The sequence below is a fragment of the Marinobacter sp. MBR-99 genome, assembly GCF_040547575.1.
Taxonomy (GTDB): Bacteria; Pseudomonadota; Gammaproteobacteria; order Pseudomonadales; family Oleiphilaceae; genus Marinobacter.
Window position 1 is genome coordinate 181,649 of the sequence record NZ_JBEPPY010000007.1, and the last position, 16,411, is coordinate 198,059.

The following is a 16,411-nucleotide window of genomic DNA, read 5'->3' on the forward strand; positions in this document are numbered from 1 at the left end:
GTCAGTCTGAACGACTGCTGCCGGGGGCGTTGCCATAACGGGAAGCCACAATAACCGCAATGGTCAGTATCAGAGCCCCGGTAATCCCGATGGGCCCCAGCACCTCCCCCAGAATCAGCCAGGCCAGAAGTGCCACAAACAGCGGCTCCAGTGTCACGATGATGCTGGACAGCGTGGCCGGCGTGGTCTTCATACCCCCGAAGAAACACAGGTAGCCAATGCAGGTTGGCACCACGCCGATGTACAGCACCATCAACCAGTGGGACAGCCCCAGGCTGGCCATTCCGGCAAAGCCACCGGTAAGCGCCACTATCGGCAATAGCAGAAGGGCAGCGGTCAGAAAACAGATAAAGGCGGTTGTGAACACCGGGGTGCCGGCGGAGTTGTAGCGACTGGTGAGAGTAAAACCGGTGTATACCGCGGCAGCCAGCAGTGCCATCAATATACCTGCCAAACGCAGGCTGCCGGCGGTATCCATATCGCTGACCACCAACATGCCGGTCCCGATGATCGCTGCAACCGCTGCGGTTAGCGTCAGTATGCCGGGTTTTTCACCCAGCAGTGGCGCTGCCAGAATGGCGACCAGTACCGGCGGCAGACATAACGAAATCAACGTAGCAATACCGGCGCCGGTAAGGTCGACGGCCACCAGATAACTGCCTTGATAAAACGCCTGGAACAACCCCATTGCTGCTAATGGCAATAGGGCCTTGGCGCTGAGCCCGCGCAATGAGCTACCGGCGACCTTCTGGCCGGGATGCTGTAATTCCAGCTGTTCCCGCCGCATCAACAGGTAGAAAAACGGCAGCGCAACCACCAATCGCAACAGCGCAAGCGTAAGGCCGGTAAGTTCTGTGCCAGTAAACAGGAATTTGGCAACAATGCCGGTGGTACCCCAAAGCAGGGCCGCAAACGCGATAAGTAAAGCGCCATGAAACATGAAACTGGCCAACCCAATGAATGTAAAGCCAAAAAGGGTAACAGTGGCTGGGGAGTGGCGCTATAGGGGAAAGAACGGGCAGCCAGGGCTGCCCGGAAGGCTTAGTGCTTATTCTGCAGACAGCCGATCGGCATTGCGCTCAACGGTGCGTGCGCCGATGCCTTTCACGTTGGCCAGATCGTCCACAGACTGGAAGGGGCCATTTTCACGACGGTAAGCCACAATGGCCTCGGCCTTGCTCTCGCCAATACCGTTCAGGGTAGCCAGCGTGGCAACGTCCGCCTGATTGATATTGATGGTGGCTGGCTGTTCAGCGTGGGCGAAGCCTGTGGCCAGGGAGAACAGCAGAACGAGGGTAGCCAGAATGCCTGTGTGTTTCATCGGAGAACTCCTTTTTCTAGACGTTACTATGTGACGTCAGGAGCAACAAACCTGGGGTGTGGTCAATGGGTTGGAGCGATGAGAGAAACGGTAAAACGGTAGGCTGTGTAAGTGCACGGAACGGGACCACAGTCCGTGTAGTCCCCAAATTCCGTGGCTGACCCCTGCCTGATCCATCAGGCGCGCATCATCCTGAGCACTTCGTCCTTGCAGTCGTCCCTGTAAGCCCTGTTCCATCGGGCAACTCCGGTTCCGTGGAGTTTCCATCCCTGAGCCAACGTCCGTGCTGGCTTGTCATCCCTGACAGTGCTAATTCTACGCCTGGCCGGATCATTAAGAATCGGACATCTGCCTGTTGGTGTGTGCGATATTTCCTACAGCGCTGTGAGATTGCCGGTGAACCTAAGTTCATTGTTTCACGGGGCTTTTCTGGGCAATTTCTTGCCCGCCACGATGGGCTTCGGCGGCCTCTTTTATGCGTTCCATGGTGATTTCACGAACCGCTTTCTGGCTGGAGCGGATATGCCGGGTGAGCCGGTCCGCGGCATCGGTGGCATGGCCGGTGCGCAGCGCCTCCAGAATCTGTGAGTGTTCGATGTAGGTGGCATCCACCCGGTCGTCCCGTGTGAAATCCAGCCGCCGGATAATCCGCAGGCGGTCGGTAATCTCCCGGTGAATGCGGGTCATTTCCCGATTGCCGGCCGCGGCCACCAGGTCACAGTGAAAGCTCTCGTCCAGCGCCCGAACGGTACTGCCCACGGCTCGCTCGGAGGGGTGGTCCGGGTTCCAGATGGCAATCAGGGTGCGCAGGGTTTGTGGCTCCTCGGGCAGGGCGCAGATTTTGTGCATGGCGGCCCGTTCGAGGGTGATTCGCAAGTCGTAGAGTTCCTCCACCTGCTGAAAATCAAAGGGCTTAACCTGCCAGCCGCTGCGAAACAGGACATCGACGTAGCCTTCCCGCTGCAGTCGGTAAAGGGCCTCGCGCACCGGTGTCCGGCTGGCATTCAGGCGAGCACCCACGTCGCCCTCGCTGAATTTGTCTCCGGGAATCAGGCGGAACTCAAAAATATCGTCCTTCAGGGCTTCGTATACCCTGTCTGCCATGGAGGCTTTTCTTTTGGTGTTTGTCGCCATTTTCGAGTTTGCCCTCTTTTAAAGATGCGGGAGGCCTGTTGATTTGGAGTTAGGCTCTGGGCGCGGCTATCGGGGAGGCTGTTCAAAAGACGCCGTGAACCCATCCGTGGGGGCTTGAGCGCAGCATCCCTGCTGCGCACACTTTTGAACAGCCTCCCCGATAGCCACGCCCAACTCCCTATGCCTGTTAGAGGCCTCTGCCGAGAAAGTGGAGCTGGCGCGTGATTCCACATCGAGTTTCAGGCAATCGTAATCGGTTTTTTAGCCGCAATCACTGGAGCCAACCAAGCCGCTGTGCGGGAACCCCTCCACAGACTGTGCGCAGCATGGATGCTGCGCTCAAGCCCCCATGGGTGAGGCAAGCGTTTATGAAGCGAAGCTTCATGCGCAGCCGAACGACAGCAATCTATGATTGCTGGCCGGACCCGCTTGCGGGGGTTCACGGCGTGTCTGTGGAGGGTGTCCCGCACAGCGGCGCCGCCACCCAAATAGCAGGCCAGCACCAAAAGCGCCGATCTCCCAAACCCGAAACCAGCAACCGTAATCAAACTTCGATGCTAAGCAGAGGCTCCCCGGGAGTAACAGACTTACCAGGCTCCACATGCATAGCACTGATGGTGCCAGACAACGTCGCACTCACCTCGAACTCCATCTTCATAGCCTCTACGATCACCAACGGATCACCCTCCGCCACCGTATCCCCCGGCTTCACCAGGCACTTCCATATATTCCCCGCAATCTCCGCGCTCACCAACTCCCCAAACCGCTCCAGGTCTGAGGTATCCGGTTTTGGCGGGGCCTTGGCCAGGCGGTCGAGTTCTTCGGCTTCGCTTTCCTTCCACAAAGCCACCTCTTTAGCGTAGGCCGCCTGCTGGAGTTTGCGGAACTCGGCAATGGAGTTTTCGTTGGCGTCCAGGAAGGCCTGGTGGGATTTCAGATCGAAGGTTTCCTCTTCGATTTTGATCTCCAGCTTGCCGGCGCGGAACTGGTCTCGCATTTCGGTCAGTTCGTCTTCTGTGACCGGGTAGTAGCACACCTGGTCGAAGAACCGTAGCAGCCAGGGCGAGTCTTCGGCGAATTGTTTGTTTTTCAGGTATTTGTTCCAGATCGGCAGGGTTCGGCCCACCAGCTGGTAGCCGCCGGGGGAGTCCATGCCGTAGATGCACATGTAGATGCCGCCGATGCCTACGGTGCCTTCAGCGGTGTAGGTTCTGGCCGGGTTGTATTTGGAGGTGAGCAACCGGTGGCGTGGGTCCAGGGGCACGGCGCAGGGGGCGCCGAGGTAGACGTCTCCCAGGCCCAGCACCAGGTAGCGGGCGGAGAAGAGTACGTCTTTTACGTCGTCTCGGCTGGGCAGGCCGTTGATGCGTTGCATGAAGTCGACGTTGTTGGGCAGCCAGGGGGCGGTGTCTCGCACGGACTGGCGGTATTTCTCCACGGCTTCCAGGGTGGCGCTGTCTTCGAAGGCCATGGGCAGGTGGATGACCCGGCTGCGCACTTTCAGTTCGTCTGTGGGTGGCAGGGTGGCTTCCAGGTCCAGCAGGTAAGTCATCAGCGCTTCCTGGGACAACAGGCGGGCGTCGTACCTTAGCTGGAGGGAGCGAACGCCGGGGGACAGTTCCAGCAGGCCGTTGGGTTGTACATCGGCGATGGCTTCCATCAGCGCGTGGATGCGCATGCGGGCGCCCAGATCCAGCACGTTGGCGCCGTATTCCAGCAGGATGTACTGGTCACCGGCCTGGCGGTAGGTGACTTCCGGGCGGCCGTCGGTTTCGTCCAGGTGCGCAAGGGTGGTGGCGGACAAACCATTCAGCGGGGCCAGATCCGGCGCTACCAGGGTCACCGCCGGCGGGGCCATCAGGCTCTTGATGGCCAGTTCCTGGCGTTCGGCCAGTTGTACTGCGGTGTCGTTATCAATCGCCATAAACCGGATGGTGTCGCCGGGTTTTACCTGGCCCACTTTCCACAACTCGGCCTTGGCGATGGTGACCGGGCACACAAAGCCGCCCAGGCTGGGGCCGTCTTTGGTGAGGATAACGGGCATATCGCCGGTAAAGTTGATGGAGCCGATGGCGTATTCGGTGTCGTGGATGTTGGACGGGTGCAGGCCCGCCTCGCCGCCGTCTTCTCGGGTAAATTCCGGTTTCGGGCCATTCAGGCGAATGCCCAGGCGGTTGGAGTTGTAGTGCACTTCCCAATCCTGCTCGAAGAACTTCTCGATGGATTTTTCCGAGAAGAAATCGGGGGCGCCGTGGGGGCCATAGAGCACGCCGATTTCCCAGTGGTTGGGGTAGTCCGGGATCAGGTCCGGGTCGGCCGGGGCGGGGTCGTGGGTTGGCCCCGGGGTGGTGCAGGCGGGCAATTCCAGCTGGCTGATGCCCAGCATGTCGCCGGGGCGCAGGGGCCGGCCGCCGTGGCCGCCGAACTGGCCCAGGGCGAAGGTGGAACGGCTGCCCAGGTACACCGGCACATCAAAACCGCCGCGCACCGCCAGATAGGTACGGCAGCCCTTGATGGCCTTGCCCACGGCCAAGACCTGGCCGGCTTTGACGGTGATGGGTTTCCAGAATTCCACCGCTTTGCCATCCAGGGTGGCATCCGTCAGTGCGCCAGTCAGCGCAACCACAGAGTCCTTGTGGAACTTCAGGCTGGGGCCGATCAGGGTGGCTTCCAGGCCGGCGGCGTCGTTGTGGTTGCCGACAATCCGGTTGGCGATGCGGAAGGCGTAGTCGTCCATGGGGCCACTGGGCGGTACACCGATGTTCCAGTAACCCACACGGCCGGGGTAGTCCTGCACGGTGGTGTAGGTACCGGGTTTCAGTACCTCCGCCACCGAGGGCTTGAACTCAAAGCTCTCCAAAGCGCGGGTGGAGACAATGCCATCCTCAAAACTTTGCTGAGCCACCACCTGGCGCAGGTAATCCAGGTTGGTGGCGATGCCCATCAATCGGGTTTCGGCCAGTGCCTGGCGCAGTTTGGCCAGGGCATCGGCCCGGTCGGTGCCGTGCACAATCAGCTTGGCGATCATCGGGTCGTAGTGGGCGGAGACTTCACTGCCATTTTCCACCCAGGTATCCACCCGCACGCCATCTTCCGGCCAGTACACATCGGTCAGTTCACCGGGGGAGGGCTGGAAGTCTTTCAGCGGGTCTTCGGCGTAGATGCGCACTTCCATGGACGCGCCGTTCAGTTCCGGCTTGAAGTTGGCCAGGTCCGGGCTTTCGCCAGCGGCGATTTTCAGCATCCACTCGATCAGGTCCAGGCCGGTGACAGACTCGGTCACCGGGTGCTCTACCTGTAAGCGGGTGTTTACTTCCAGGAAGTAGAATTCGTCCCGATCGGCATCGTAAATGTATTCCACGGTACCGGCGGAGCGGTAATTTACCGATTGCCCGAGGGAAACGGCGGCATCCAGCATGGCCTGGCGGGTGGCCGCCGGCAGGTTCGGGGCCGGGGTTTCTTCCACCACCTTCTGGTTGCGCCGTTGCAGGGAACAATCCCGCTCGCCCAGGGCCACCACATTGCCCTGGCCATCACCGAACATCTGCACTTCCACGTGGCGGGCCCGGGCGATGAAGCGCTCCAGGAATACGCCGCTGTCGTTGAAAAAACTCTGGCCCTGGCGGCGCACGGTTTCAAAGGCATCCCGCAGTTCGTTTTCGCTGTTGCAGCGGGTCAGGCCGATGCCGCCACCGCCGGCGGTGCTTTTCAGCATCACCGGATAGCCCAGGCGTTCGGCGGTTTGCAGGGCTTCGTCCAGGGTTTCCAGCAGGCCGCTGCCCGGAGCCAGGGGCACGCCGGCGGCTTCCGCCAGTTCCCGGGCCCGGTGTTTCAGACCGAATTCGCGCATCTGTTCCGGAGTCGGGCCGATGAACACAATTCCTTCGGCTTCGCAGGTTTCGGCGAAGTCGGCGTTCTCGGACAAAAAGCCGTAACCGGGAATGATGGCTTCTGCGCCGGTTTGTTTGGCCGCCGCCAGAATCTGGGCCTTGTCCAGGTAGGTTTCGCTGGCGCTTTTGCCTACCAGAGCCACGGCTTCATCGGCGGTGGTGACGTGCAGGCTGTGGCGGTCTTCGTGGGAGTGGACAGCCACGCTGCCGATGCCCAGGGCTTTGAGGGTGCGAATGGTGCGAACGGCGATTTCGCCTCGGTTGGCGATCAGGACTTTTTTGAACATGTTGTTTGGTCTCCGGAGTAGGTGGATCAGGCCCTGGATTTAATAAAAGCTCGCCAGCCGCCGAATTCGGTGACGTCTCGGGCGCCGGTGAAGCCGTAGCCTTCGCAGATAAAGCCGTTTACCCAGCGGCCATCGGCCAGCTCAACATTGCCGATGCCGAGGGGCGCGGGTATCAAGTCAACGAAGGAGCCGAATTCCGAGGCGGCCATTTCCCAGACTTCCAGCACAATTTCGGCGCCGCCGTCTTCCACCCGCTTCAGGCCCGGTTTGGGCGGGGTGGTGTTGGGCAGGGCGTACAGGCGGTAATTGGGCGTGGTGGTGGTTTGCTCCAGCAGCCGGGCCTTGCGTTCGGTGAGCTGGGTGTTCAGGGGCATGCCGGATAAATGGGCGCCGACCACCGCCACCTGAATGGTCGGAACGGCCGGTTGGTAAGTAACCACTTCCTCCGGGCGGGCTTTGTCTGTAGCGCCCAGGGGTGTTGGGTGGGCGTTCAGCCACTGGCTGGCCAGGGTTTGCAGTTCCCGGTCTTTCCAGGCGCCGCTTATCAAGGTCACGCCAAAGGGCAGGCCGTCGTCCCGGAACCCGGCGGGCACCGCCAGGGCGCACAAATCCGCCAGGTTCACAAAATTGGTGTAGGTGCCCAGCTGGCTGTTCAGTGCGACCGGGTCAGCATTCACGGCTTCAATGGTGGGCGCGACGGGGGCAGTGGGCACCAGCAGGCCGTCCACCTCAGCCAGCAGCGTATCGATCTGCCGCAGCAGTTCTTCCTTGCGGTACTGGGCGTTAAAGGTGTCGGTGGCGGTGAAGTTCCCGGCCTTGCTGATAATGGAACGCACGGTCTCGTTCATATCGCTGGCGTGGTCTGCCATAAACCGTTGCACCGCCGCATGGCGCTCGGCCACCCATGGGCCTTCATAAAGCAGGGCGGCCAGTTCCAGCAGCGGGCTGAAATCCAGGGGCACCAGTTCCACGCCGGCGGTATCCAGCTGGCGCCATTGGCTCAACGCGGTATTCCAGGCCGCCTCTGCCTGCTGGTCACCAAAGAACTCCGGTTGCTCTGGAATGGCCAGGCGCTGCACCGGGCCGGGGCGGCGAATGGCGGGGGCATCCAGGGGCAGGGTGTTGGGCGCTTTCCGGGAAAAGGCATCGGCTTTATCAAAGCCTGCCATCACCTCAGCCACCTGTGCGGCATCGGCAATGGTCAGGCCGAACACCGACACACAATCCAGCGACCGGCACGCCGGCACCACACCGCTGATACTGAACAGGCCCTTGGTGGGTTTCAGCCCCACCAAATTATTCAGCCCGGCTGGCACCCGGCCAGAGCCGGCGGTGTCTGTGCCCAGGGCAAACGGCACCAGGCCCCGGGCCACCACAGAGGCAGAACCAGAGCTGGAGCCACCACTGATTACCTTTGGGTTAAAGCTGTTAGGCACGGCACTATAAGGGGACCGGGTGCCCACCAGCCCGGTGGCAAACTGGTCCAGGTTGGTTTTGCCAATCACCACCGCGCCGGCGGCTTTCAGTTTGCGCACCACGGTGGCGTCTTGTTGGGGGGTGTAGGCAAAGGCCGGGCAGGCGGCGGTGGTTTCAAAGCCGGCGGCATCAATGTTGTCTTTCACCGCGAAAGGAATGCCGTAAAGCGGCAACTGCTTCAGATCACCGTCAACGGTTTCCAGCTGGTCCGCCAATTCGGCCATGGCCTGATGGAAGCCGTCGGCGCCCAGCCGGGAAATCCAGGCGTTGTCGTCACCTTTCAGGTAATCCAGCAGTTTGCTGATCAGGGCTTCTGGCTCGGCGCCTTCTCTGTAGGCCTGTTGCCAGTCTGCGATCGTCCATCCAAGGGTGGTTGGCATGGGATGTCGTCCTCATGTGTGGTCAAACTTGTATACATGAGCAATGGCAAGCTGCGTGCCAGACATCGGATAAACGTCACTATTTCAATAAAAACAGTTGGTTAATGGTTTTTGTGTGGAGGCTGGGCAAAACCGGTGCGCACCAGTACGGCGCAGGATCACATCAGAAAGCACCAAAATCAGGCCTTAAACCTTGTAAATGCGAGGTTCTGATTTCATTTTTCTAGCTTGTATACTAGATAAGTTGTTGTTTCGTAATTATTTTTGTGGGAGTTGGAACGGCAGATGCAGACACCCTGGTGCGTTTGACGACTCATAACTCAACGAAAAGGACGCGCAACATGAGCATCAAAAAACACGTGAAACTGGGCCTGTCTGCACTGGCACTGTCTGTCTCCTTCCACGCCATGGCGGCGGAAGACCCCATCAAAGTGGGTATTTTGCATTCCCTCTCCGGCACCATGGCGATCAGTGAAACCGCACTGAAAGACACCATGCTGATGCTGATTGAAAAGCAGAACGCCGAAGGCGGTGTTCTGGGCCGTAAGCTGGAGCCGGTCGTAGTAGACCCCGCCTCCAACTGGCCGCTGTTCGCGGAGCGGGCACGGGAACTGCTGGAAAAAGAAAAAGTGGACGTGATTTTCGGCAACTGGACCTCGGTTTCCCGTAAATCCGTGCTGCCGGTGGTGGAAGAGCTGAATGGCCTGCTGTTCTACCCGGTTCAGTACGAGGGTGAGGAATCTTCCGAGAACGTCTTCTACACCGGCGCTGCGCCCAACCAGCAGGCCATTCCTGCGGTGGATTACCTGAAGAACGAACTGGGCGTTGAACGCTGGGTACTGGCGGGCACCGATTACGTTTACCCGCGCACCACCAACCGCATCCTGGAAACCTACCTGAAAGACCAGGGCGTGGCCGATGCCGATATCATGATCAACTACACCCCGTTTGGTCATTCCGATTGGCAGTCCATCGTTTCCGACATCAAGAGCTTCGGCAGCGCCGGCAAGAAAACCGCCGTGGTTTCCACCATCAACGGTGACGCCAACGTGCCGTTCTACCGGGAGCTGGGTAACCAGGGCGTATCCGCCTCCGACATTCCGGTGGTGGCCTTCTCGGTGGGTGAGCAGGAGCTTTCCGGCATCGACACCGCGCCTCTGGTGGGCCACCTGGCCGCCTGGAACTACTTCATGAGCGTGGATAACGAAGCCAACTACGACTTCATCGACGCCTGGGTAGAGTTCAAGGGCGACGAAAAAGCCGTCACCAACGACCCCATGGAAGCCCACTACATTGGCTTCAACATGTACGTTGAGGCGGTGAAGAAGGCCGGCACCACCGATGTTGACGCCATCAAAGACGCGATCATCGGCGTAGCCGTGCCCAACCTCACCGGCGGCATTGCCACCATGATGCCCAACCACCACATCACCAAGCCGGTGCTGATTGGCGAGATCCAGGACAACGGCCAGTTCTCCGTAGTCTGGGAAACGCCGTCTACCGTGGCTGGCGATGCCTGGTCTGACTTCCTGCCGGGTTCCAAGGACCTGATCAGTGACTGGCGCGCGCCCATGCGCTGCGGCAACTTCAACGTGGTTACCGGCAAGTGCGGTGGCTCTGCGGAAGTGGCTTCCAACTAAGCGACCCAACCGGGCAGGTGAGCCTGCCTGCCCGGTGTTTCCAACCTCATTTCAACGCCAACAGGAATGAACCATGAGCATCTTCCGACTGCTCGCCGGGCTCGCTTTGGCCTGGTGCCTGGCCCTGGGGCCGGTGGTGGCCACTGCCCAGGTGCAGGACGACACCGCCCAAACCCTCTTGCAACGGCTCGCAGAAGCCAGCAACGCTGAAAAAAGCAAGGTACTGAAACAGATTGCAGAAAGCGGCGATGAACGTGCCCGTGGCTGGCTGGAAGCCTTTGCCGGCGGCCGCCTGGCAACGGTGAAATCCTCCGGCTACGTGGTACTGGTAACCAGTAACACCGGCCGCAACTGGCAGGTGGCCAGTGCCGTGACCGGTGACAGCATGGGTGAAATGTCTCGCCGTGATCTGGACAGCATTCGGGTGAACAACGCCCTGCGCAGCCAGGTGGAAGGCATTCTCTCGGTCGTCGATTTGAGCGTGGCCGATCACCGCGCACGCCGCGCAGCCGCCCGCCATCTTTTGGGCCGGGTAGACACTGTTATGGCGCCGCTGATTAAAGAACGGCTTGAGGTGGAAGAAAACAGCCAGGTTCGCGATTTGTTGGCCAATGCCCTGGCCATCCACCAACTGGAACAAGGCGACATCAACGCCATCGAACAACTCTCCGGCAGCCTGAACGCCCGCGTTCGGGCGGCCTTGAACAACGCGGCCAGCGGTGACGACCCAGCTATTGCTGCGGCCGCTGAAAAAGCCCTGGCCAGCATCGAGCAGAAACTGAAACTGAACAGTGCCGCCGAAACCCTGTACTTCGGCCTTTCGTTGGGCTCCGTACTGGTATTGGCCGCCATTGGCCTGGCCATCACCTTCGGCGTAATGGGCGTGATAAACATGGCCCATGGTGAACTGATCATGCTGGGTGCCTACACCACCTGGGGCATGCAGCAACTGTTTCCCGGCCAACCGGGCCTGGCGTTGGTTCTGTCCATTCCCGCCGGGTTCATGGTGGCTGCGCTGGCGGGCATCATCATCGAGCGCAGCGTGATCCAACACCTTAAAGGCCGCCCGCTGGAAACCCTGCTGGCCACCTTCGGCATCAGCTTGATTCTGCAGCAACTGGTGCGCACCGTGATTTCACCGCTGAACCGCACCGTGGTTACCCCGGAGTGGATGAGCGGTTCCATCATGATCAATGAGGCGCTGTCCCTCACCCTCAACCGCCTGTATGTGATCGGCTTTGCCCTGGTGGTGTTCGCCGGGCTGATGCTGATCATGCGCCGCACCCGTTTGGGACTGGAAGTGCGCGCCGTTACCCAGAACCGCGCTATGGCCCGCTCCATGGGTATCAAAGCCACCAAAGTGGACATCATGACCTTTGCCCTCGGCTCCGGCGTGGCCGGGCTGGCGGGTGTGGCGTTGTCACAGATCACCAACGTAGGCCCCAACCTGGGCCAGAACTACATCATCGATTCCTTCATGGTGGTGGTGTTCGGCGGCGTGGGTAACCTCTGGGGCACCCTGGTAGCCGGGCTGACCCTGGGCACCATCAATCAGGTTCTGGAACCCTGGGCTGGCGCGGTACTGGCCAAGATCATGGTGCTGGTAATGATCATCCTGTTCATTCAAAAACGGCCGAGGGGGCTCTTTCCCCAGAAAGGCCGAGCGGCGGAGGGGTAGGTGTTCCGTCTAGCCAATTCTTTAATCCACTGCGAGGCAAAAGCGCCTCGCCCTTCGGGAGCCACTGAGCGACTTGATAGCCGCGTTGCAGCGTCTCGATTTGGAACCACCAAACCTTCGCCACTGCGCCTTGCTCTCAAGTCGCTCAGTGGCTCAGTGAATCAAATAATTAGCCAGAAGGAACACCAGTTATGTGGCTAACAAGACCGTTACGTGAGAAATCAACCCAGATCTTCCTGGGCGTGCTGTTCAGCGCCCTGATCGTGGTTACCTTTCTGCACCTGTTCATGCCACAGGACAGCGCCCTGCATGTGAGCGCCTACACCGTCACCCTGCTGGGTAAATACCTGTGTTACGCCTTGCTGGCGGTGGCGGTAGACCTGGTGTGGGGTTACCTGGGTATTCTCAGCCTGGGCCACGGCGCCTTCTTTGCCCTCGGCGGTTACGCCATGGGCATGTACCTGATGCGCCAGATTGGCGACCGGGGCGTGTACGGCGACCCGGCACTGCCAGACTTCATGGTGTTCCTGAACTGGGACACACTGCCCTGGTACTGGCAGGGCTTCGACATGGCCTGGTTTGCCTTCATCATGGTATTGCTGGCCCCGGGCCTGCTGGCGCTGGTGTTTGGCTTCCTGGCCTTCCGCTCCCGGGTAACCGGGGTGTACCTGTCCATCATCACCCAGGCGCTCACCTTTGCCTTGATGCTGGCCTTCTTCCGCAACGAAATGGGCTTTGGCGGCAACAACGGCCTGACCGACTTCCGCGACATACTCGGCTTTAACCTGCGCAGCGACGCCACCCGCCTGGGGCTGTTCATCGCCACCGGCATCGCCCTGGCCATTGGCTACCTGATTTGCCGGGGCATTGTCACCAGCAAGCTGGGCCGGGTGAGTGTGGCCTGCCGCGACGCCGAAGCCCGCACCCGCTTTTTGGGTTACCGGGTGGAACGGGTACAGCTGTTCGTGTTCGTGGTGTCCGCCATGCTGGCAGGCGTGGCCGGGGCCTTGTACGTGCCGCAAGTGGGCATCATCAACCCCAGCGAATTCTCGCCGCTGTTCTCCATCGAGATCGTGGTGTGGGTCGCCCTGGGTGGTCGCGCAACCCTGTACGGTGCTGTGATCGGCGCCATCCTGGTGAACTACGCCAAAACCGTGTTCACCGGCGTAATGCCGGATGCCTGGCTGTTCGCCCTGGGCGCGCTGTTTGTGTTGGTCACCGTGTTCCTGCCCAAGGGCATTGCCGGCCTGCTGCAAAAGCGCAAAAAAGCCAAAGACGACGATACCGCCACCGGGCAGGAGGCCACCGCATGAGCATGTTTGAACAACTCACCAACCGCGACCAGGTATTTGAATTCCTGGCCCCGGCCGCCTCCCCGGTGGATGTGCGCCACGGCCCCATCCTGTACCTGGAAGACGTGAACGTGAGCTTTGACGGCTTCAAAGCCATCAACAACCTGAACCTGACCATCGACGACGGCGAACTGCGCTGCATCATCGGCCCCAACGGCGCGGGCAAAACCACCATGATGGACATCATCACCGGTAAAACCCGCCCGGATACCGGCTCCGTATGGTTCGGCAGCCGCCACAACCTGCTCACCATGAACGAGCCGGACATCGCCAGCCTGGGCATCGGCCGCAAGTTCCAGAAACCCACGGTGTTTGAAGCCCTCACCGTTTTCGAAAACCTGGAACTGGCCATGGCCACCGACAAACGCATATTCCCAACGCTCACCGCCATCATGAAACCCGAATACCGGGACCGCATCGACGAAGTGCTGGAGATGATCAAGCTGAAAACCCTGCGGGACAAGCCCGCCGGCATCCTCTCCCACGGCCAGAAACAGTGGCTGGAAATCGGCATGCTGCTGATGCAGAAACCCCGGCTGCTGCTGGTGGACGAACCGGTAGCGGGCATGACCGAACAGGAAATGGAACGCACCGCCGAACTGCTCACCAGCCTGGCCGGCAAACAGTCCGTAGTGGTGGTAGAGCACGACATGGGCTTTGTGCGCTCCATCGCCCGCAAAGTCACCGTACTGCACCAGGGCAGCGTACTGGCCGAAGGCACCATGGACCAGGTCTCCAACGACCGGGAAGTGATCAAGGTATACCTGGGGGAGGAGGCGTAATGCTAAAGATCCAGAAGCTCAACCAATACTACGGCGAAAGCCACACCCTCTGGGACCTGGACCTGGACATCCCCCAGGGCCAGTGCACCTGCGTAATGGGCCGCAACGGCGTGGGCAAAACCACCCTGATGAAATGCATCATGGGCGAGGAAAACACCAGCAGCGGCAGCATCGAATTTGCGCAAGACGTGGAACTCACCAAAAAGAAAATCGAAGACCGATCACGCCTCGGCATCGGCTACGTGCCCCAGGGCCGGCAGATATTCCCGCTGCTGACCGTAGAAGAAAACCTGCGCACCGGCCTGGCCGTGCGCAAAGACGGCAGCAAGAAAATCCCCGAGCGGGTGTATGAGCTGTTTCCGGTGTTGAAGGAAATGAAGCATCGCAGGGGTGGTGACCTTTCTGGCGGGCAGCAACAGCAGTTGGCCATTGGCCGGGCGTTGGTGATTGAGCCCAGGCTGCTGATTCTGGATGAGCCGGGGGAGGGGATTCAGCCGAACATTGTGGCGCAGATTGGGGAGGTTATTCGTAAATTGATCGAGGAGGATGGGCTGACCGTGCTGCTGGTTGAGCAGAAGTTGCCGTTTGCGCGGAAGTATGCGGATCGGTTTGCGATCCTCGACCGTGGTCGGCGGGTTGCTGAGGGGGAGATTGCTGGGCTGAACGATGAACTGATCAGAAGGCACCTGACGGTCTAGCCACTCGAATATCCTCATGCTACGAGATGCATTTAAGTCCTACCTCTCATAACTCCGTGCCGAGCGATGCTTGGCACGGAGTTTTTGTTCTTGAACCAGTGTAGGCGAACTTCACAAAGTTGGGGGCAGCTCAACGATGCCGAGGCGGTCAGATAAACAAAAGCGAATATTAGAGCCTCTCACTCAACAGGCACTTTTCAGCCGTTCTGGCAAGCCCCCGATACAGTAGACGCCTGATAGCGTTACAGTAAACGCAAATCTACAGGTGTTGGTAATGAGCGGAAAGCGATACTCCGAAGAATTCAAGATTGAGGCGGTCAAACAGGTCACGGAGCGTGGCTACAAAGTGACCGATGTGTGTCGGAGGCTGGGAATTACCTCGGCCAGTCTGCACAAATGGATCAAGCTGTACGGTGATGCTGGCAGTCAACATCAACAGATCAGTGAGCAGCAGGATGAGCTGCGCAAGCTGAGAGCGGAGTTGCGCCGGGTCAGTGAGGAGCGCGACATACTAAAAAAGGCCGCAGCGTTCTTTGCCAAAGAGTCCAAGTAAAGTATCGCTTCATCAGGGCTCACCAGAGTGAATTTCAAGTCCGTGTGATGTGCCGAGTGCTGGGAGTCCACTTCAGTGGTTTTTATGCCTGGCTGCATGAACCGGAAAGCCCTCGCGCCAAGGCCAACCGTCGCTTGGTGGGATTGATCAAGCAGGCCTGGCTCGAAAGTGGTGGCGTTTACGGTTACCGAAATATCACCCTGGATCTCAAAGACCTCGGCGAGAGATGCAGCAAAAATCGGGTTTACCGATTGATGAAGACGGAAGGTATTCGCGCTCAGCGCGGCTACAAACGTCACAAAGGCTATTACGGCGGAGAACCCGCTCATGTCGCGCCCAATCATCTGGATCGCGATTTTGAGGCTCAGAAGCCAAACGAGCGATGGGTGACTGATATTACCTACATTCGGACTCACGAGGGCTTCTTGTATCTCGCTACCGTTCTGGACCTGTTCTCCCGGCAAATTGTGGGCTGGTCTATGAAGCCACGGATGTCGACGGACCTGATTATGGACGCCTTGCTGATGGCTTCCTGGAGGCGCAGACCGAAACAGGAGGTCCTGATTCACTCAGACCAAGGCTCGCAGTACACCAGCCGTGAATGGAGAGACTTCCTGAAAGACCACCAATTGAAACCCAGCATGAGCCGTCGCGGAAACTGTCACGACAATGCGGTTGCCGAAAGCTTCTTCTCGTTGCTCAAGAGTGAACGAGTGAAACGGAAAATCTACAAGGATCGGGAAACAGCCCGGCAGGATATCTTCGATTACATTGAGATGTTCTATAACCCGGTTCGCCGGCACGGAAATAACGGTGGGCTGTCCCCCGTGGACTTCGAAAAGCAGTATTTCACAAAGCTGTCAGGTGTCTAGGATATCGGGGGCTTGCCAGTTCCGGGTCAATGAAACTTCCACAATAGAACCTCTGCAATCTTTCACAAGAGCTTGGTCATGACTGTTGCGGCCAATGGCCGTCATCTTCCCGGCAGAGATTGTATTTTACGTGGCTTTTAGAGTGAGTTAATCAGTCAGAAACGATAGGAGTGATTCCGCCTTTTCTAAAGGCATTCGCTGGATATGCTCCTTTAAGCGCAGCCTCGCTAACTGGCCGCTTTGAACGCGGGGCTTGAAGTGGACCCCAAATTTTGGACAGGTGCCTAAGCTCTGATTCATCATCTCCACAAGGAGGAGAATCATGAGCAAGAAACGCAAGCAATACAG

Annotated in this window: 12 protein-coding genes; 6 read left to right on the forward strand and 6 right to left on the reverse strand. The window is 59.3% G+C overall.

Going from position 1 to position 16,411, the window contains the following annotated elements; all coding sequences use genetic code 11:
- Position 1: 1 nt before the first annotated feature.
- The 5 genes from ABIE59_RS08330 to atzF all read right to left on the reverse strand — a co-directional run bounded on the left by ABIE59_RS08330 (position 2) and on the right by atzF (position 8,488).
- Complete coding sequence (locus tag ABIE59_RS08330; protein WP_354445951.1) at positions 2–940, reverse strand: DMT family transporter; 939 nt, start codon at positions 938–940, stop codon at positions 2–4.
- A gap of 108 nt (positions 941–1,048) precedes the next feature.
- Entirely contained in the window at positions 1,049–1,321 is a 273-nt protein-coding gene (locus tag ABIE59_RS08335; RefSeq protein ID WP_354445953.1) for a ComEA family DNA-binding protein, read from the reverse strand.
- A 408-nt stretch (positions 1,322–1,729) separates the two neighbouring features.
- Positions 1,730–2,425, reverse strand: coding sequence for a GntR family transcriptional regulator (locus ABIE59_RS08340; RefSeq protein WP_354445955.1), 696 nt, complete (start codon positions 2,423–2,425; stop codon positions 1,730–1,732).
- A gap of 574 nt (positions 2,426–2,999) precedes the next feature.
- Complete coding sequence (gene uca / locus ABIE59_RS08345) at positions 3,000–6,632, reverse strand: urea carboxylase (protein WP_354445957.1); 3,633 nt, start codon at positions 6,630–6,632, stop codon at positions 3,000–3,002.
- A 26-nt stretch (positions 6,633–6,658) separates the two neighbouring features.
- Positions 6,659–8,488: an allophanate hydrolase gene (gene atzF, locus ABIE59_RS08350; protein ID WP_354445959.1), complete on the reverse strand. Its 1,830-nt coding sequence runs from the start codon at positions 8,486–8,488 to the stop codon at positions 6,659–6,661.
- Between the two features lie 341 nt (positions 8,489–8,829).
- Between atzF and urtA the strand changes: the two genes are divergently transcribed.
- From urtA to ABIE59_RS08380, 6 genes are all read left to right on the forward strand, one after another.
- On the forward strand, positions 8,830–10,128 hold the full coding sequence (gene urtA, locus ABIE59_RS08355; protein WP_354445961.1) for an urea ABC transporter substrate-binding protein: 1,299 nt from the start codon (positions 8,830–8,832) through the stop codon (positions 10,126–10,128).
- Between the two features lie 73 nt (positions 10,129–10,201).
- Positions 10,202–11,806: an urea ABC transporter permease subunit UrtB gene (gene urtB, locus ABIE59_RS08360; RefSeq protein WP_354445963.1), complete on the forward strand. Its 1,605-nt coding sequence runs from the start codon at positions 10,202–10,204 to the stop codon at positions 11,804–11,806.
- A 191-nt stretch (positions 11,807–11,997) separates the two neighbouring features.
- Entirely contained in the window at positions 11,998–13,119 is a 1,122-nt protein-coding gene (gene urtC, locus ABIE59_RS08365) for an urea ABC transporter permease subunit UrtC (protein WP_354445965.1), read from the forward strand.
- Positions 13,116–13,940 (forward strand): urea ABC transporter ATP-binding protein UrtD, encoded by an 825-nt coding sequence (gene urtD / locus ABIE59_RS08370; protein ID WP_044383828.1) that lies wholly within the window; start codon positions 13,116–13,118, stop codon positions 13,938–13,940. Before urtC ends, urtD begins: the two co-directional genes overlap by 4 nt.
- Entirely contained in the window at positions 13,940–14,638 is a 699-nt protein-coding gene (gene urtE / locus ABIE59_RS08375) for an urea ABC transporter ATP-binding subunit UrtE (protein WP_354445967.1), read from the forward strand. Before urtD ends, urtE begins: the two co-directional genes overlap by 1 nt.
- A gap of 274 nt (positions 14,639–14,912) precedes the next feature.
- Positions 14,913–16,063, forward strand: a protein-coding gene (locus tag ABIE59_RS08380; protein WP_502915338.1) for an IS3 family transposase whose coding sequence is annotated in 2 segments (ribosomal slippage) — positions 14,913–15,150 and positions 15,150–16,063 — 1,152 coding nt in all. Because the reading frame shifts where the segments join, the coding sequence is not laid out codon by codon here.
- A 151-nt stretch (positions 16,064–16,214) separates the two neighbouring features.
- Here the strand turns inward: ABIE59_RS08380 and ABIE59_RS08385 are convergent.
- The coding region (locus ABIE59_RS08385) for a hypothetical protein (RefSeq protein ID WP_354445971.1) at positions 16,215–16,411 on the reverse strand (197 nt) is incomplete at its 5' end.